17 protein-coding genes, 1 pseudogene and 1 riboswitch are annotated in these 15885 nt (G+C 70.7%); of the genes and pseudogenes, 13 read left to right on the top strand and 5 right to left on the bottom strand.

The annotated features are described in order from the left end of the window. Nucleotides 1-119 precede the first annotated feature (119 nt). The 8 genes from ACFVYE_RS36085 to ACFVYE_RS36050 all read left to right on the top strand — a co-directional run bounded on the left by ACFVYE_RS36085 (nucleotide 120) and on the right by ACFVYE_RS36050 (nucleotide 8284). Nucleotides 120-1382: a beta-ketoacyl-[acyl-carrier-protein] synthase family protein gene (locus ACFVYE_RS36085; protein WP_383969896.1), complete on the top strand. Its 1263-nt coding sequence runs from the start codon at nucleotides 120-122 to the stop codon at nucleotides 1380-1382. 13 nt (nucleotides 1383-1395) lie between these two features. After that, nucleotides 1396-3267, top strand: a complete 1872-nt coding sequence (locus ACFVYE_RS36080; protein ID WP_383969893.1) for an acyl-CoA dehydrogenase — start codon at nucleotides 1396-1398, stop codon at nucleotides 3265-3267. A gap of 14 nt (nucleotides 3268-3281) precedes the next feature. Continuing rightward, nucleotides 3282-3440, top strand: coding sequence for a hypothetical protein (locus ACFVYE_RS36075; protein WP_383969890.1), 159 nt, complete (start codon nucleotides 3282-3284; stop codon nucleotides 3438-3440). Nucleotides 3441-3527: 87 nt separating this feature from the next. Then, nucleotides 3528-3806, top strand: a complete 279-nt coding sequence (locus ACFVYE_RS36070) for an acyl carrier protein (protein WP_383969887.1) — start codon at nucleotides 3528-3530, stop codon at nucleotides 3804-3806. After that, a complete protein-coding gene (locus ACFVYE_RS36065; protein WP_383969884.1) occupies nucleotides 3803-5026 on the top strand; it encodes a beta-ketoacyl-[acyl-carrier-protein] synthase family protein in 1224 nt (407 codons plus the stop codon). The genes ACFVYE_RS36070 and ACFVYE_RS36065 overlap by 4 nt, the downstream gene beginning before the upstream one ends. 78 nt (nucleotides 5027-5104) lie before the next feature. Then, nucleotides 5105-5294, top strand: a riboswitch (cobalamin riboswitch). Nucleotides 5295-5328: 34 nt separating this feature from the next. Then, on the top strand, nucleotides 5329-6396 hold the full coding sequence (locus ACFVYE_RS36060; RefSeq protein WP_389608271.1) for an ABC transporter substrate-binding protein: 1068 nt from the start codon (nucleotides 5329-5331) through the stop codon (nucleotides 6394-6396). A gap of 53 nt (nucleotides 6397-6449) precedes the next feature. Continuing rightward, on the top strand, nucleotides 6450-7484 hold the full coding sequence (locus ACFVYE_RS36055) for a FecCD family ABC transporter permease (RefSeq protein ID WP_383969905.1): 1035 nt from the start codon (nucleotides 6450-6452) through the stop codon (nucleotides 7482-7484). Next, a complete protein-coding gene (locus ACFVYE_RS36050) occupies nucleotides 7481-8284 on the top strand; it encodes an ABC transporter ATP-binding protein (RefSeq protein ID WP_383969878.1) in 804 nt (267 codons plus the stop codon). The genes ACFVYE_RS36055 and ACFVYE_RS36050 overlap by 4 nt, the downstream gene beginning before the upstream one ends. 129 nt (nucleotides 8285-8413) lie before the next feature. Here the strand turns inward: ACFVYE_RS36050 and ACFVYE_RS36045 are convergent. Further along, nucleotides 8414-8809, bottom strand: a pseudogene (locus ACFVYE_RS36045) (PRC-barrel domain-containing protein); the annotation flags it as partial. A gap of 84 nt (nucleotides 8810-8893) precedes the next feature. On the opposite strand from ACFVYE_RS36045, the gene ACFVYE_RS36040 reads away from it, so the two are divergent. The 5 genes from ACFVYE_RS36040 (at nucleotide 8894) to ACFVYE_RS36020 (ending at nucleotide 13088) form a co-directional block, all read left to right on the top strand. After that, nucleotides 8894-9091 carry a hypothetical protein gene (locus tag ACFVYE_RS36040; protein ID WP_389608270.1) on the top strand — a complete coding sequence of 66 codons (198 nt, stop codon included), beginning with the start codon at nucleotides 8894-8896 and terminating at the stop codon, nucleotides 9089-9091. 135 nt (nucleotides 9092-9226) lie between these two features. Then, on the top strand, nucleotides 9227-10009 hold the full coding sequence (locus ACFVYE_RS36035; RefSeq protein ID WP_389608269.1) for a class I SAM-dependent methyltransferase: 783 nt from the start codon (nucleotides 9227-9229) through the stop codon (nucleotides 10007-10009). Nucleotides 10010-10143: 134 nt separating this feature from the next. Further along, entirely contained in the window at nucleotides 10144-11379 is a 1236-nt protein-coding gene (locus ACFVYE_RS36030; RefSeq protein WP_383969902.1) for a cytochrome P450, read from the top strand. Nucleotides 11380-11393: 14 nt separating this feature from the next. Continuing rightward, nucleotides 11394-12125, top strand: a complete 732-nt coding sequence (locus ACFVYE_RS36025) for an adenosylcobinamide amidohydrolase (RefSeq protein ID WP_389608268.1) — start codon at nucleotides 11394-11396, stop codon at nucleotides 12123-12125. A gap of 54 nt (nucleotides 12126-12179) precedes the next feature. Further along, on the top strand, nucleotides 12180-13088 hold the full coding sequence (locus ACFVYE_RS36020) for an NAD(P)-dependent oxidoreductase (protein WP_389608267.1): 909 nt from the start codon (nucleotides 12180-12182) through the stop codon (nucleotides 13086-13088). Here ACFVYE_RS36020 and ACFVYE_RS36015 read toward each other — a convergent pair. From ACFVYE_RS36015 to ACFVYE_RS36000, 4 genes are all read right to left on the bottom strand, one after another. After that, nucleotides 13052-13576, bottom strand: a complete 525-nt coding sequence (locus tag ACFVYE_RS36015; protein ID WP_383969866.1) for a hypothetical protein — start codon at nucleotides 13574-13576, stop codon at nucleotides 13052-13054. The genes ACFVYE_RS36020 and ACFVYE_RS36015 overlap by 37 nt on opposite strands. Nucleotides 13577-13616: 40 nt before the next feature. Then, complete coding sequence (locus tag ACFVYE_RS36010; protein ID WP_383969863.1) at nucleotides 13617-13718, bottom strand: putative leader peptide; 102 nt, start codon at nucleotides 13716-13718, stop codon at nucleotides 13617-13619. A gap of 296 nt (nucleotides 13719-14014) precedes the next feature. Further along, entirely contained in the window at nucleotides 14015-14923 is a 909-nt protein-coding gene (locus ACFVYE_RS36005) for an RNA polymerase sigma factor SigF (RefSeq protein WP_389608266.1), read from the bottom strand. 330 nt (nucleotides 14924-15253) lie between these two features. Then, the gene (locus ACFVYE_RS36000; RefSeq protein WP_389608265.1) at nucleotides 15254-15868 is read right to left on the bottom strand and encodes a helix-turn-helix domain-containing protein; all 615 of its coding nucleotides are present in this window, start codon (nucleotides 15866-15868) and stop codon (nucleotides 15254-15256) included. Nucleotides 15869-15885: the final 17 nt, after the last annotated feature.

Raw genomic sequence — 15885 nt, 5'->3', positions numbered from 1 at the left:
CTCGGCCCATCGGTGACCCGTTCGGCTCAGTGAGCGCATCCTCGCCGGGGCGACTGCCGTTCGACATCCGGTAGACGTGATCGATTACGGAGGAGGGGCGGATCATGGGGCGGGTCGACATGAGCGTCGCAGTTACGGGAGTGGGGCTGGTGACCCCTGCGGGCGCGGACGAGCACACCTTCTGGGCGGGACTGTGCGCCGGTGTGTCCATGGCACGGCGTTGTGAGGAACTGACCGGGCTCCCGGTCGACTTCGCCTGTCCGGTGGACGGGATCGACCTGGACGAGGCCGTCGGCGGACGCTCGGTGTGGCGCATGGCACGGTTCGTGAAGATGGCGCTGGTCGCAGCCCGGCAGGCGGTGGCGGACGCAGGACTGTCACCGGAGCGGTGGGACGGCGACCGGGTGGGAGTGGTCCTCGGCGTCGGTGTGGGCGGGGTTTCCGTGCTCGTCGACAATCTGCGCAGGCTTGACGACGGCGGACCGGAGGCGGTGTCGCCGCTCCTGGTCCCGATGATGATGCCCAATGCCGCCGCCGGGGAGGTGGCCATCGCCCTGCGGGCCCACGGTCCCAGCCTGGCACCGGCCACGGCCTGCGCGTCCGGGGCGACCGCGATCGCCGTGGCCCGTGACCTGCTGACGAGCGGCCGGTGCGATGTGGTGGTGGCAGGCGGCGCGGAGTCCGTACTGACTCCGCTGGTGGTGAGCGCCTTCGCGGGAATGGGAGCGCTCTCCCTGCGTACCGGCGATCCGGTGGGTGCATCGCGGCCGTTCGCCGCGGACCGGGACGGTTTCGTGATCGGTGAGGGCGCCGCCGTGCTCGTGCTGGAGCGGACACTCGATGCGCAAGCCCGCGGCGGACGGGCGCGCGCCCTGCTGACCGGCGCGGGTTCCGGCACCGATGCCCACCACCTCACAGCCCCGGACCCGGAAGGATCCGGTGCGCGCAGGGCGGTGGAGGCGGCGCTGCACGAGGCGGGCTGGGTGTCCCACGAGGTCGACCACATCAATGCGCACGGCACATCGACCCCGCTGAACGACGCGATGGAGACAGCGCTCATCTCGGGGCTCTTCCCCCACCGGCCGTCGGTGACCGCCCCGAAAGGTGTGCTCGGGCACACCCTCGCCGCGGCCGGGGCGATCGAAGCGGTGGCCACCGTGCTGACCCTGGAGCACGGTCTCGTCCCGCCGATCGCCAACCTGGACTCGCTGCCGGACGGGTTCGACCTCGACTGTGTGGTCAAGGAGCCCCGTGTGCAGAACGTCGAGCGGGCACTCAGCCACTCCTTCGGCTTCGGCGGACACAACGTCGCGCTCGCCTTCCAACGCGTCGACGCGGACGGTCCGCCGAAGACGGCCCCCGGTGTCCTCGCCGTCGGCTGATCGTTCTTGTCTCATGACCGCAACGATCGACAGCCCCTCCGCCGAACGGTCCACGGACCTTCTCACCGGTGTGCTCCTCGGCGACAACTTCCGCCGGGAGCACGGCTTCTGGCAGCGGATGATCAGCACGGAACCTTTCCGCCGCCCGGACCGCTGCACTCCCGACGAACGCCTGCGTCTCGCGTACGAGCGGCTGCGTATCCTCAACGACTGCCTCGACAGCGGCGCCCGGCTCGCCGCCGACCCGCGCGCCCTCGCGGCCCTGCACGAATGGCTCGGCCCGGTCGACCCGGCCCTCACCACGGTGGCGGGCATCCACTACAACCTCTTTCTCGGCAGTCTCCTCGACCACGAAGGCGACAGCCGGCGCGATCTGTCGGACTTCCTCCGGCTGCGCAGCATCGGCACCTTTCTCTGTACGGAGGTGGCGCACGGCAACGACGCGGCGGCCGTCGAGACCGCGGCCGCCTACGACCGCGAACGCGACGGCTTTGTGCTGCACACACCGCATGCAGGCGCACAGAAGTTCATGCCCAACACCAGTCCGGCAGGCGGTCCCAAGACCGGTCTTGTGGCCGCGCGTCTGCTCGTCGACGGCACCGATCACGGCGTCTTCCTCTTCCTCGTCCCGCTCACCGATGCCGTACGGGCCCTGCCCGGCGTACGGGTCCGCAGACTTCCCGCACGCATGGGGAGCCCGGTGGACCACTGTCTGACCTCCTTCGACCAAGTCTTCGTGGGGCGCGATGCGCTGCTGGGCGGGGACCACGGACGGATCGGTGACGACGGCGAGTTCAGCAGCGCCGTCGGCAACCGCAGGCGTCGCCTCCTCGCGTCGATCGGGCGCGTCACCTCCGGCAAGATCTCCATGAGTGCCTGCGCGGTCGGCTCCGCGCGCGCAACGCTCGCCGTCGCCGTCCGCTACGGCAGCCATCGGTACATCTCCGGGCCCCGCGGATCGCGTCAGGTACCGGTGATCGCCCACCGCAGCCACCACGGCCCGCTCGCCCGGGCCATGGCCACGGTCTTCGCCATGAGCCTGCTGCACCGCAGGGCCCTGAACCGCTGGGAGGGACGGGAGGGCGGCTCGGGCCCGGGGCGGGAGGAGGCGGAGCGGCTGGTCGCCGTCGCCAAGGGATGGATCAGCTGGCAGGCCAGGTCCGTGATCGTCGAATGCCGTGAACGGTGTGGTGCCCAGGCGCTCCTGGAGAACAACGGCATGACCGAACTCATCACCGGAGTGGAAGGCGTCATCACCGCCGAGGGCGACAACCTGGCCATCCACGCCAAGGCGGCCGCGGAAATGCTCTTCGTCACCGATCCGGCCGCGTACGGCGCTCCCTTCGGCGGCGAACCCGGTGATCTCACCGACCCCGGGTTCCTCGGCAGGCTCCTGGCCGCGCTGGAGGGGATCTGGTTCAGCCGGGCCAGGGAAAGGCTGGGCCGTGCACCGCACGGTGACCCGCTGGAGCGGTGGAACATCGCATCCGGTCCCGCCCTCCGCGGCGTCGAGGCCCACGCCCACCGGCAGGCTGCCGAGGCGTACACGGACGCGGTGGCAGGTATGCAGGACGGGCCCGCCCGTGAGCGGCTGGTCGAGCTGCAGCGGTTGTTCGCACTCGACCGGATCGCCCAGAACAGCGGTGATCTGCTGGCTGCAGGGTATTTGACGGTCAATCAGGTCAATGGGCTGCCGGACGCCTTGGAAGAGCTGATCGCCGCCGTCGCCGCTCATCTGCCCGCCCTCGCCGACTCCTTCGCGCTGCCGCGGGAACTGCTCGCCGACTGGCCCATCGCGGGGGCCGACTACGTCGATGCGTACGACGATCCGGCGGCCGCCTGGCAGCCGGGCGGGGACCGGGCGACGGCCCCGGGGGAGCGGTGAGGGCCGTGACAGGGATGGGAACAGTCGTGCGGACGCGGCGGGTACGGGAGGCGGCCGGGGCCCTCGGTGTCCGCGTTGTGCTGCTGGTCTTCTGGGGTACGGCAGCCGTCCTGGCCCGGTGGTGCACGCAGCCGCAGCAGGGCGGTGGCGAATCGGTTCGGCACAAGGCGTAACTGGAGGCATGTCACCCAGTTGATTCGGCGTCGGGACGGTTCCCCCGCCGTCCCCGGCAGCCGTACCGAATGATGGAGAGGAAGCTCATGAGCGCGATTCATCCCAAGATCACCGAGGTTCTGACACACACCTTCAAAGTGCCCGTCGTCGAGATCCGCCCGGATTCCACGATGGACAGCCTGGAGATGGACTCCCTCGCCGTCGCCGAGTTCGCCGTCCTCATCAGGGAGACAATGGGCGGCGACGGGGACTTCGACAAGCTCCCCAAGGACGCCACCCTGGCCGACATCACGCGGTACATCGACGCGACAGCCGGCAGCGGGGCGCTGATGGGCGGCGAAGCACCGGCGAGCAACACCCGATGAACAGGCCCGCGATTGCCGTAACAGGCCTGGGAATGATCACCCCGGTCGGCAACGACACCGAATCCACCTGGAAAGGTGTGTGCGCCGGAGTCTCGCCGGTGCGTACCGTCGCGGCACTCGAAGGGTGCGCGATCGACTTCGCCTGCACGGTCGACGGTATCGATCTGGACGCCGCGATCGGCGGGCGCACGTCCTTCCGGATGGGGAAGTACGTCAAGTTCGCCGTTGTCGCCGCCCGGGAGGCGGTCGCCGACGCCGGACTCGACCCGGCGCAGTGGGAGGGCAGCAGGGTCGCGGTGGTCGTCGGCACCAGCAGCGGAGGCTCCGCCGCACTGACCGAGCAGGCCGTCGTACTCGACCGGCTCGGACCGGATGCCACCTCGCCGTCGGGCATCCTGCTCACCATTCCGAACATGCCCGCGGCCGAGATCGCCATCCAGTTGCGGGCCACCGGTCCCAGCCTGGCACCGTGCACCGCCTGCTCCTCCGGCGCCACCGCACTGTCCGTCGCCCGCGATCTGCTGGTCACCGGACAGTGCGACATCGCGATCGCCGGAGCCACCGAGTCGATCGTCTACCCGGTCGCCATGACCGGATTCGCCCGGTCCGGAGCCGCGGCCCGGGCGGAGGGCGACCCGGCCAGGCGGTGCCGGCCCTTCTCGGCCGACCGTGCCGGGCTGGTCATGGGTGAGGGCGCCGCCGTCATGGTGCTGGAACGGGCGGACGACGCCGTCGCCCGGGGCGCCGCGCCGCGGGCACTGCTCGCGGGCACCGGCGCCACCACCGACGCCCACCACCCCACAAGTCCGCACCCTTCCGGCGCGGTCGCCCAGGCTGCGGTCGAGGCCGCGCTGCGCGACGCGGGCTGGGCGGCCGAGGACGTCGAGCATGTCAACGCACACGGCACGGCGACACCGATCAACGACGCCACCGAGGCCGCCCTCATCGGCCGGGTCTACCCGCACCGGCCGCCCGTCACCGCCCCGAAGGGCGTACTCGGGCACTGCATGGGGGCAGCCGGAGCGATCGAGGCCGGACTGACCGTCCTGACGCTCCAGCGCGGAGTCGTACCGCCGATCGCCAACCTGGATGCCCCGGCGCCCGAGTTCGACATCAACTGCGTCACCGAGCGACCTCTGCGGCAGCCCATCCGGCGCGCCGTCAGCCACTCCTTCGGCTTCGGCGGGCACAACGCCGTGATCGCTCTGCAGCGTCCTTAGGCATCGGGCAGGTGGTGCGACGGTCGCACAGCCCGGCGTACCACCGGCCACACCACCCATGAGCTGCGCGGAGGCTCGTGATAGCTTGCCGAAGCCAGTCAAACTCCACGTAGGGGTCAGGGAATCCGGTGAGAATCCGGAACTGACGCGCAGCGGTGAGGGGGACGGGCGGGGCCACGGCCACTGGGACCACCCGCGGGTGTCCTGGGAAGGCGTCCCGTCCGTAGGAGCCCGAGTCCGAAGACCTGCTGGCACCTGCGACCCGGTACCGGGCGCAGGACTCCGTACACCGGGCTCCGCGCATGAGCCCCGAGACGCAGAGGGACTCCGTGCCGTCCATAGCCAGCCCTGTCCGCACCATCGCCCTGCTCTCGGCGGGATTCGTCCTGCTGACCGCCTGCGGGGGCGGAACGAGCAGCTCTGCCGCGAAGTCCGGCTCCGCCGACGGATACCCCGTGACGCTGAAGAACTGTGGACGCACCGTCACCGTCGAAGCCGCACCCCACCGGGCCGTCTCGGTCGACCAGGGATCGACGGAGATCCTGCTCTCCCTCGGCCTCGCCGACCGGCTGGCCGCCACCTCGACCTGGACCGACCCGGTGATGAAGGGCCTGGAGAAGGCCAACGCCAAGGTTCCCAGGATCGCGGACAACCGGCCGTCGTCGGAGAAGGTCCTCGACCAGGAACCCGACTTCATCAGCGCGGCGTTCGAGTCGACGCTCGCCAAGGGGGGCGTCGCACCCCGCGAACAGTTCGAGGAACTCGGCGTCCCCACCTATGTCTCGCCCGCCGACTGCACCGGCAAGGACAACAGCGGCGGCGGCGACGGAGCCCGTACCGCGCCACTGACCATGGACAGTGTGTACGACGAAGTGCACGACCTGGCTAAGGTGTTCGGCGTGCAGAAACGCGGCGACACGCTCGTGGCGCAGCTGCGGGCCCGGGTGAAGAAGGCGACCGAGGGCGTCGACGCCTCCGACGCCACCCTCCTCTACTGGTTCTCCGACTCCAAGGCCCCGTACCTGGCCGGCTGCTGCGGAGCGCCCGGCATCATCACCAGGGAACTCGGCGCGAAGAACGTCTTCGACGACACCCATGAGGAATGGCCGCAGATCAGCTGGGAGACCGTCGCCGACCGCAACCCCGACGTCCTGGTCATCGGCGACCTGACCCGCAAGGCACAGACCGCCGAGAGCGCCGCGAAGAAGATCGAATTCCTGGAGTCCAACCCCGTCACGAAGAACATGGACGCCGTCAGGCACAAGCGGTACGTCCTGCTGAGCGGCCAGGCCATGAACCCGTCCATCCGGACGGTCGAGGGTGTGGAACGCGTCGCCGCCGGGCTGCGCACATTCGGATTCGCGGGGTGACGGACACCGAACGGGCCACGGCGGTGGACGCGCCACGGGCCTGCGAAGCAGCCGTGCGCAGTGGCACGGGGATACGGAAGCTGCGCGGCGGAGCCCTGTGGGCCTGTGGCATCGCACTGCTCGTGCTGTCCGTCGCGGTCGCCGTCACCATCGGACCCGCCCGTATCTCCGTCGCCGACGTCTGGTCCACGGTCGCCTCCCACCTCGGCTGGGGCCGGTCACGGCTCACCCCGATCCGGGACGGCATCATCTGGAACCTGCGCATGCCGCGCACCCTGCTCGCCGCGGTGTGCGGCGCCGGGCTCGCGGTGTGCGGAACCGTCATGCAGTCCCTGCTCCGCAACCCGCTCGCCGACCCGTTCGTCCTCGGCGTCTCCTCCGGAGCGTCGACCGGCGCGGTCGTGGTTGTCGTCCTCGGCGTCGGCGGGGGAGCGGTGTCGATCTCGACCGGCGCGTTCATCGGCGCACTGTGCTCGTTCGCCCTCGTTCTGCTGCTGAGCCACACCCTGGGCGGCACGACCGACCGGGTCGTCCTCTCCGGTGTCGCGGCCATGCAGTTGTTCTCCGCGCTCACCTCCTTCGTCGTGATGACCGCCGCCGACGCCGAGCAGACCCGCGGGGTGCTGTTCTGGCTGCTCGGCTCGCTCAGCGGGGTCGGCTGGACCGATGTGTGGATCTGCTCCGCCGTCCTCGTCGTGACGCTGCTGATCTGCCTCGGTCACGCCCGTACGCTCGACGCCTTCGCGTTCGGTCAGGACGCCGCCGCCACCCTCGGCGTCCATGTCGCGCGCACCCGGATCGTGCTTCTCTGCACGACCGCGCTGCTGACCGCCGCGCTCGTCAGCTCGGCCGGTGCCATCGGCTTCGTCGGTCTGGTCCTGCCGCACGCCGCCCGTGCGCTCGCCGGCTCCGGGCACCGGCTGCTGCTGCCGGTCACCGCCCTGGCCGGGGCGGTATTCCTGGTCTGGGTCGACACCCTCGCCAGGACGGTCCTCGACCCGCAGGAAGTGCCCGTGGGAGTCGTCACCGCCCTCATCGGCGTGCCCGCTTTCGTCCTGGTCCTGTACCGCAGCCGGAGGATCACATGACGGGTGGGGCCACCGAGGGGCTGTGTGCCGAGCGGGTCAGCCGGGAGGCGGGCGGCCGCCTCATCCTCGACGGGGTCCATCTCGCCCCGCCGCCCGGCGCCACCGTCGGGCTGATCGGGCCGAACGGCTCCGGCAAGTCGACCCTGTTGCGGGTGCTGGCAGGAGTCCTCGCCCCGGATGCGGGCGTGGTCACCCTCGACGGCCGGCGGCTCGACGAGATCGGTCGCCGAACCGTGGCCCAGCGGGTCGCCGTGGTCGACCAGCATGCCGTCACCCAGGTCGAGTTGAGCGTCCTGGACGTGGTACGCCTCGGGCGTATTCCGCACCGCAGGGCTTGGTCGGCACCCGGCCGGGCGGACGACGACGCGGTGCGCGAAGCGCTGGAGCGGACCGGTCTCGCCGATCGCGGCGAGCAGTCCTGGCACACCCTCTCCGGAGGCGAGCGGCAACGTGTCCAGATAGCGCGCGCACTGGCCCAGCAGCCGCGTGAACTGCTGCTGGACGAGCCGACGAACCACCTCGACATCCAGCACCAGTTGGATCTGCTGTCGCTGATCACCTCGCTGCCCCTCACCGGTGTGATCGCTCTGCACGACCTCAATCTGGCCGCGATGTTCTGCGATCGGATCGTCGTCATGAAGGAGGGGCGGGTGGTGGCCGCCGGGACCCCGGCGGAAGTGATCACCGAGGAGCTGATCGCCGACGTCTACCGGGTCAGGGCGCGGGTCACTCCCGACGGCCCGGACGGACGGCCCTCGGTGCGCTTCCTGCCGGAGCGGCCGGAGCGCCGCCTGCCGTAGCGAGCCGGGCCGTCGCAGGACCGGCAGGGCGAGCGATCCGGGTCCTGGCGCGGCGGGAGACCCGGATCCTGACGCGGTGGGAGAGCGGACCCTGGCACGACACGGGTCCGCACCTCATTCTCGGTGCGGCGCTCCCCCGGTGTCGGACCCGGGCGCCGGGGTGGTTCCCGTGTCCGCCTGGCCGCCGAGTCCGGCGGTGGTGTTCTCGGCAAGGCCGTAGTGGCGGTAGAGCTCCTCCTCCTCGGCCACGGACAGATGCGCGTCCGCGTCCACTCGTGGGGCTTCCTTGACGCGGTCCTTCGAAAGCGGGATGTGCAGGTCGGAGCCCACTCGGCGGGCTCCGGAAAGAGGAACGAAACTCTCCTTCATACCGAACAGGCCGGTTTTCACCGTGATCCAGTCCGGACGGCCGGTGTTGTCGTCGACGTACACCCGGCCCACACTGCCCACCTTCTCGCCCGCGGTGTCGTACACCGTGAGGCCGTCGAGCTCTCCGGAATCCGTGAAACCGTCAGCGGCTCCCATGACCGATTCCTCCTCGCCCGGGCGCGTCCTGTGGCTGGGCCACATCAAGGGAGGCGCGTCCTTTTCCCATCGCGCCTCACCCGGATGGCCGCTGCAACCTCCCTGACCGTGGAGGCCGGGCGCCACATGCCCGGCATTTCGGCGGTGGCCGCCCGCCAGGGCGGTGCGCATGCCGACCTCGCGTTGGGCCGATGGGGTGAATCGTGGAAGATGTGCATTCGGAATGCGGGCGCGGAAGCCGAGGCTGAGCGGCCGAAACACCCGACGCCGAAGAACCGGTGATGCGCCCCTGTCATGACAGCGGGAGACGTCGTGCGGGGGCCTGACCGCAGATGCGGCGGGGCGTCTGCGGTCAGGCCGCCGCACCATGGAACCGCACCATGAAACCGCGCGGATCCGTCCGGCGTTGTATCCGGTATGAACACGTTGCGCGGCACGTTCGACGAGGACGCGGAGCTCTACGACCGGATGCGCCCGCGCTATCCGCCGGACCTGGTCACGGAACTCGCGGCCGTGGCCGGCCTCGGCACGCGGAGCAGAGTGCTCGAAGTGGGGTCGGGCACCGGCCAGTTGACCGTTGCACTCGCGGGGCTGGGATGCGAGCTGACGGCCGTCGAACTGGGCCCCTCGCTGGCGGCCGTGGCACGGCGCAATCTGTGCGGCTTCCCCCGCGCACATGTCGAGGTGTCGCCGTTCGAGGAGTGGACGCCCCCGAGGGCCCCCTTCGATCTCGTGGTGTGCGCGACCGCCATCCACTGGATCGACCCCGTGCTGCGCTTCACGAGAGCGGCGGACGTCCTACGGCCCGGCGGGACGCTGGCGATCGTCACCACCCATCATGTGGCGGGCGGCAGCGGCGACTTCTTCGAGCAGGCACAACGGTGCTACGAGCGCTGGGACCCCGCCACCCGCCCGGACATCCGGCTTCGGGACGAGGCGTTGGTGCACACGGTCTTCGGTGAACTGGAACAACCCCCGTGGGACGGGCCCGTCCGGGTGCGCCGTCACGCGCGGGAGATCACGTACACCGCCGAGCAGTATCTGGACCTGCTGATGACCTACTCGGGCCACCGCGATCTCGCCCCCGACGCGCGGCACGGTCTGTTGACCTGCATCCGGGCCCTGATCGACGAGCGGCACGGAGGGAGCATCACCAAGCGGTATCTGCATGAACTCCTGACCGTGCGGAAATCCGTGTGAGCACCCGTGACACACCTCCCTGCCGACACCGTCGGCCATAGGATCGGCGAGCCCGGACAGAGTACCGCCGCGCGGCCCGCCGGGTACCGGCCGACGACCGTCAGGAGAGCCCGTTGACCAGCACCCCGCACCGCATGGACCCGGCAGGCGGCTGCCCGCACGCGGACAACGCCAGGCTGCTCGCCCAGGGGGCCGTGGCCTCCGTCGTTCTTCCCGGCGACGTGGCCGGAATGGCCGTGCTCGGACACGACGCGCTCAAGGAGTTCCTCGCCCACCCCCATGTGGCCAAGGGCGCACGCCACTTCACCGAGCTGGCCGAGGGACGCATACCCGACGGCTGGCCGCTGAAGACGTTCGCCACCGTGCAGGGCATGACCACCGCCGACGGCGACGACCACCGACGGCTGCGCTCACTGGTCAGCAAGGCGTTCACCGCCCGGCGGGTGGAAGAACTGCGACCGCGGATCGAGACCGTCACCGCCGATCTGCTCGACGGAGTCGACCGGGCCGCGGCCGAGGGCGACGGCACGGTCGACCTGCGCGCCCGGTTCGCCCTGCCGCTGCCGATGGGTGTCATCTGCGAACTCCTCGGGGTCGGCGCCGAGCACCAGGACCGACTGCACCATCTGTCCAGCCGGGTGGTCGCGACGGACACCGGCCCCGAGGAGGTGATGGCCGCAAACCGGGAGCTGGTGGCGCTGCTCACGGCGCTCGCGGCCGCCCGGGCGGAGCAGCCGGGCGAGGATCTGACCAGCGCCCTGATCGCCGCCCGTGACGAGGGCGGCGGCCGGCTCGGTCAGCACGAGCTCATCGGCACCCTGCTCCTGATGATCATCGCGGGGCACGAGACCACGCTGAACCTCATCACCAACGCCGTCCGCGCGCTGTGCACCCACCCCGACCAGCTCGCCCTGGTCAGGTCCGGCCGGGCACGCTGGGCGGACGTGGTGGAGGAGACACTGCGCTGGGACAGCCCGGTCAGCTACTTCCCGTTCCGCTATCCGACCCGCGACCTCACCCTCGACGGGACCGTCATCCCGAAGGGCACACCCGTGCTGGCGGGATACTCGGCCGCCGGCCGGGACAAGGCCGCACACGGCCCCGACGCCGACCGGTTCGACGTGACCGGACCGGCCGGGGACACCGCGGCCCGGCACCTTTCGCTCGGCCACGGACCGCACTACTGCCTGGGTGCGCCGCTCGCCCGGATGGAGGCCACGATCGCCCTGGAGCGGCTGTTCACCCGATTCCCCGGCCTGGACCTCGCCGTACCCGCGACGGCGCTGCCCCACCGCGCGGGCTTCGTCGGCAACAGCACCGCGACGCTTCCGGTACGTCTGCGCCCCGGCACCCCGCCCGGCGCGGCCTGACGGCCCTGGCACATATGATCGACGGGCCAACCGCCGACCGTCGTCCCGTCGTCCTGCCGCGCCACCGGGGGTGCCCCATCCGTTCCGTACGCATCCGGCTCCCCGAACAGCGCGGTGAACTGCTGACCCGGCACGAGGACGGTCTGGACCTTCCCCATCTGGTGTGGCGGCTCGGGCCGGGGTGGCGGGTGTGCAGCAGTGCCGTGCTCGGCGGAGGCATCGGACCGCGCGCCTGGATCCTCAACGCCCAGGTGCCCGGCGGCTATCCGCGCCTGGACCCCGACCGCCATCTCGCCGAGATCGCCGCCGCGGAACACCTCACCGGACCCGGCGCCGGACTGATGACGGCCGCCGATGTCACCGCGTACACCGCCGCGGCCGACGAGGGCGTGACGGCAACCGCCACCTGCGGACTCGGCGTACGCGGCTGGGCCGCGGCCCCGGACGAGGGCACCGGGACGCCGCCGCGGCCGGGCACGGTCAATATCGTCGTCACCCTGCCGGTGGCACTCTCCGACGCCGCACTCGTCAACGCGGTCGCCACGGCGACCGAGGCCAAGGTCCAGGCACTCCTGGACGCGGGACTCGACTGCTCCGGCACTCCCACCGACGCCGTCTGCGTCGCCGCCCCTTCCCCGGGGCCCGCCGTCGGCGAACCCTTCGCGGGACCCCGCTCCCGCTGGGGTGCGCGACTCGCCAGGGCCGTACACGCTGCCGTCCTGGAAGGTGCGCTGCGGCAATCCTGAGAACCCACCGCGCCGCGAGCCGACCGGGGCGCGGCCGATGAAGGGAGTCCTCTCATGACCTCAAGCGCTGCCGACGCCGCCCCGCAGCGGCCGACCGTCGCCGTCCTCGGCACCGGAATCATGGGATCCGGCATGGCCCGGAGTCTGCTCCGGGCCGGCCTCGACGTCCGTGCCTGGAACCGCACGCAGGCCAAGGCGGCCCCGCTCACCGCCGACGGTGCCACGGTCACGGACACGGAGGAGGAAGCCGTACGCGGCGCCGATGTCATCGTCACCATGCTCAACGACGGTCCCGCCGTCGCCGCCGCGCTCACCGCCGCGCAGCCGGGGCTGCACACCGGCCAGGTGCTCCTCCAGAGCTCGACCGTCGGACTCGACGCCACCTCCGATCTCGCCCGGCAGGCGATGGACGCGGGTCTGGTCTACCTCGACGCACCGGTCTCCGGTACCAAACAGCCCGCGGAGCAGGGCACGTTGACAGTCTTCGTCTCCGGCCCCTCCACCGCCCGGGCGGTGGTGAACCCCGTCCTGGACGCGATCGGACAGCGCACGGTCTGGGTCGCGGAGACCCCCGGGGCGGCCTCGCGGTTGAAGCTCGTGGTCAACACCTGGGTCATCACCATGGTCAACAACATCGCGGAATGCCTCAACCTCGCCGAAGGACTGGGGATCGACCCGCAGACGTTCCTCGGCGTCATGAAGGGCGGCCCGCTGGACTCCGCCTATCTCCAGGGCAAGTCCGCCGCGGTTCTCTCCGGTGACCTCACCCCGAGCTTCGCCCTGTCCACTGCGCTGAAGGACACCCGCCTCATCCTGGACGCGGCGGAGAAGTCGGGGGTACGCCTGGACCTGGTCGCCGCTTCGGCAGACCGTTTCGCGCGTGCCGAGGCGGCAGGGCACGGCGGCGAGGACATGATCGCCACCTACTACGCGGGCCGCGCCGAGGAGAAGGACGGCGACTGATTGCCGCCGGACGGCCCGCTCAGGGTGCCGGAGCAATCCGCTCCGGCACCGCCGAACCCCGTGGAGCCGTCAGACGACCTGCACCTCGTGCCGCTCCTCGGATCGTCGCACAGCCGCGCACGCCGCCACCGGACGCCCCAGGCGGCTCCGGCGTCCCGCAGGTCGTGGTCATCGGGGGTGTGGCCTGCGGTGACGGCGTCGACGGGCTGGCTCATGGTGTTCCTCGCACGGTGACGAGTCGGTGGAAGCGCGGCCTGCCGCTTCCGTGGCGGGAGCGCGGGCGGCGCACTTTGCGGCGTGCGGCGGGACCGGCTGTCCGGAGGGGGAGGTCGGGCGGCGGTGGAGGCACCCGATGCGATGCCGAAGCCCGGTGCCGGGACCTCGTCGGGGCTGATCAGGACGGAGCGACGGCCGTCCGTCCCGACCGGGACGTCGCCGTCGAACATGACCCGGCGCAGCTTGCGGTCGTGGCTGTCGGAGTCGTCCACGCCGTGGTGCTGGGTGCGGCGCCCGGTGCAGCTCAGCTGCTCAACGGCGCCGGCCGCAGCAGGGGCCCGGGCGACACGCCGCGGACGCGAGGCGACCCAGATCGACGTGGCGCCGCGAGACAAGAACCGCAGTCGCTGGCATGGCGTGAGCGTGACAGCGGCTCCGGAGGACGTCAACCGCTCTTCAGTGCGGCTGCACGGCGTGTCGCACGCGGTTCAGTCACTGGTCACGGTACCGCCCGCCATGTCTCCGTATCGGCTCCGACCTGCGTGGACGAACCCATTGCGCAGCCGTACGGGACCGCCGCAGGCGGGTCACCGAGTGGCCCGATGCGGGCGCCCGATTTCATTCGGCCGCAATGTACGAGCGCGATCACGGGGCAGGCGGGCGATGGAGACTCCGGCTGATGCATCAGCCGGAGACGGCGTCCGCTCGGATCACTCCTCGACGAGCATTCCGCTACGGAGCTTCCGCAGAATCCTGCTTATCAGCCGCGACACATGCATCTGCGAGATGCCGAGCTCCGTGCCGATCTGGGACTGGGTCATCTCCTGGCCGAAACGCATGCCGATGATGCGACGTTCACGATCGTCGAGATCGCCGAGCAGCGGCGCGAGCGTATGCAGATTCTCGACCGTCTCCATCGCGGGATCGGGTCCGCCCAGAACATCGGCGAAGGTGCGCCCCGGTGCGTTTCGCCGGCCCGCGTCCGCCGGATCGGCCGGCATGTCCAGCGAACCCGCCGTGTACCCGTTGGCCGCCACGATGCCCTCGGTGACCTCGCCCTCGCTGAGGCCCAGTTGTTCGGCCAGCTCCGGAACGGTGGGGTCGCGGTCGAGCTGCGTGGCCAGGGACTCCTTGGTCCTGGCGATGTCGACCCGCAACTCCTGGAGTCGGCGCGGGACATGCACCGCCCAGCTGGTGTCACGGAAGAACCGTTTTATCTCGCCGGTGATGTAAGGGACCGCGAAGGAGGTGAACTCGACCTCGCGAGAGAGATCGAACCGGTCGATGGCCTTGATCAGCCCGATGGTGCCTACCTGGACGATGTCCTCCATGTCGCCGCCGCCCCGGTTCCGGAACCGCCCTGCGGCGAACCGGACAAGGGAGAGGTTCATCTCGATGAGGGTGTTGCGCGCGTACTGATGGGCGTGGGTTCCCTCCTCCAGGACCTGCAGCCGGTCGAAGAACAGCCTGGACAGTTCACGTGCATCCGGCGGGGCGATCTTCCCCGCGTCCTCGATCCACGGCAGGTCGCCCATGTCCCCGGCAGCCTCTCCCGTCGGCGCCGACCGTGCACTCTCCGCTCGCTCCGCACCGGCAGTCCGCGCAGTGTGCGCCGTCATCTCGTCACGCTCCCCTGGTCGTAGGTGAGGTGTATGCGTCTGCCCCCGGAGGAGGCTCCCATGCGGAAAAGTGGAAGTTGATCAGGTCACACGGCATCAATGGCCGGGAATCATCGTGATCCCTCGCCATATCTGTGCAGACGAGGCGCGATATCCGTGCAGGCGAGGCGCGCCGGAGACCGGAATCGCCCCACCGGTACGGGGGAGCCCGGTGGGGCGATCGCCTCCAGGTTGCCACAGCCGGCGGCGCATCGGGGCCGACCGGCGTATATCCAGCGATAGTTGAGTCGAAATCGACGGTGCCTCGACTCGGACCGATGCCCTGACTGCTCAGTCGCGCGGGTAGCCCACGATGGTGTGCGTGACGGCGGGAGAATCCTCGGTGGTGTAGTAGTGGCTGCTGAGCCCCGAGAACCGGGCCGTGTCCCCCGCCTCCAGAAGATGCGGGACATCGTTCACGACCAGTGTCACCTGGCCCGACATCACCAGCACGTACTCCACCGAGTCCGCACCGTGCGAACTGACTTGGCTCTGGGCGTGCGGATGCAGACGGGTACGGTAGATCTCGATGCGGCCCTGCTCGTGGCCTGAGTACAGCAGGTTGACCGAGGTCTCGTCCTCGGGTTCGTCCAGCGAGGCTGCGCGGACGATCTCCGGCTGCAGCAGCGGCTGACGGAGCAGATCCGTGCAATTCGTGTCCAGCACGTCGGCGATCCGCACCAGTACATCGACCGTCGGATTGGCTTCGGCGCGTTCGATCTGGGACAGCAGCCCCTTGCTGACACCGGTCGCCGCCGACAGTTCGCGCAGGCTCCAGCCACGGGCCAGCCGACGGCGGTTGAGATTTCCGGCCAGAGCTGTCCGCACGCCGACGGCGGCGGACTGCTGCGCATCCGGTGGACGCGGGGGCGCGGGCGGGCCGACGGTGACGGGCGGCTCGGACACCGTTCCTCCTCGCTCTC

The sequence above is a fragment of the Streptomyces sp. NPDC058239 genome, from assembly GCF_042882185.1.
GTDB lineage: Bacteria > Actinomycetota > Actinomycetes > Streptomycetales > Streptomycetaceae > Streptomyces.
The sequence above is the reverse complement of the archived record's forward strand: the minus strand, read 5'-3'. Positions and strand labels throughout refer to the sequence as shown.

Bases quoted from the DNA above. Each gene is read 5' to 3' on its own strand.
- ACFVYE_RS36005 (WP_389608266.1), bottom strand. From the start codon at position 14,923: ATGACGGCGCACACTGCGCGGACTGCCGGTGCGGAGCGAGCGGAGAGT.
- ACFVYE_RS36065 (WP_383969884.1), top strand. From the start codon at position 3,803: ATGAACAGGCCCGCGATTGCCGTAACAGGCCTGGGAATGATCACCCCG.
- ACFVYE_RS36025 (WP_389608268.1), top strand. From the start codon at position 11,394: ATGATCGACGGGCCAACCGCCGACCGTCGTCCCGTCGTCCTGCCGCGC.
- ACFVYE_RS36030 (WP_383969902.1), top strand. From the start codon at position 10,144: ATGGACCCGGCAGGCGGCTGCCCGCACGCGGACAACGCCAGGCTGCTC.
- ACFVYE_RS36010 (WP_383969863.1), bottom strand. From the start codon at position 13,718: ATGCCAGCGACTGCGGTTCTTGTCTCGCGGCGCCACGTCGATCTGGGT.
- ACFVYE_RS36060 (WP_389608271.1), top strand. From the start codon at position 5,329: ATGAGCCCCGAGACGCAGAGGGACTCCGTGCCGTCCATAGCCAGCCCT.
- ACFVYE_RS36070 (WP_383969887.1), top strand. From the start codon at position 3,528: ATGAGCGCGATTCATCCCAAGATCACCGAGGTTCTGACACACACCTTC.
- ACFVYE_RS36080 (WP_383969893.1), top strand. From the start codon at position 1,396: ATGACCGCAACGATCGACAGCCCCTCCGCCGAACGGTCCACGGACCTT.
- ACFVYE_RS36035 (WP_389608269.1), top strand. From the start codon at position 9,227: ATGAACACGTTGCGCGGCACGTTCGACGAGGACGCGGAGCTCTACGAC.
- ACFVYE_RS36040 (WP_389608270.1), top strand. From the start codon at position 8,894: ATGGCCGCTGCAACCTCCCTGACCGTGGAGGCCGGGCGCCACATGCCC.
- ACFVYE_RS36075 (WP_383969890.1), top strand. From the start codon at position 3,282: ATGGGAACAGTCGTGCGGACGCGGCGGGTACGGGAGGCGGCCGGGGCC.
- ACFVYE_RS36020 (WP_389608267.1), top strand. From the start codon at position 12,180: ATGACCTCAAGCGCTGCCGACGCCGCCCCGCAGCGGCCGACCGTCGCC.
- ACFVYE_RS36085 (WP_383969896.1), top strand. From the start codon at position 120: ATGAGCGTCGCAGTTACGGGAGTGGGGCTGGTGACCCCTGCGGGCGCG.
- ACFVYE_RS36050 (WP_383969878.1), top strand. From the start codon at position 7,481: ATGACGGGTGGGGCCACCGAGGGGCTGTGTGCCGAGCGGGTCAGCCGG.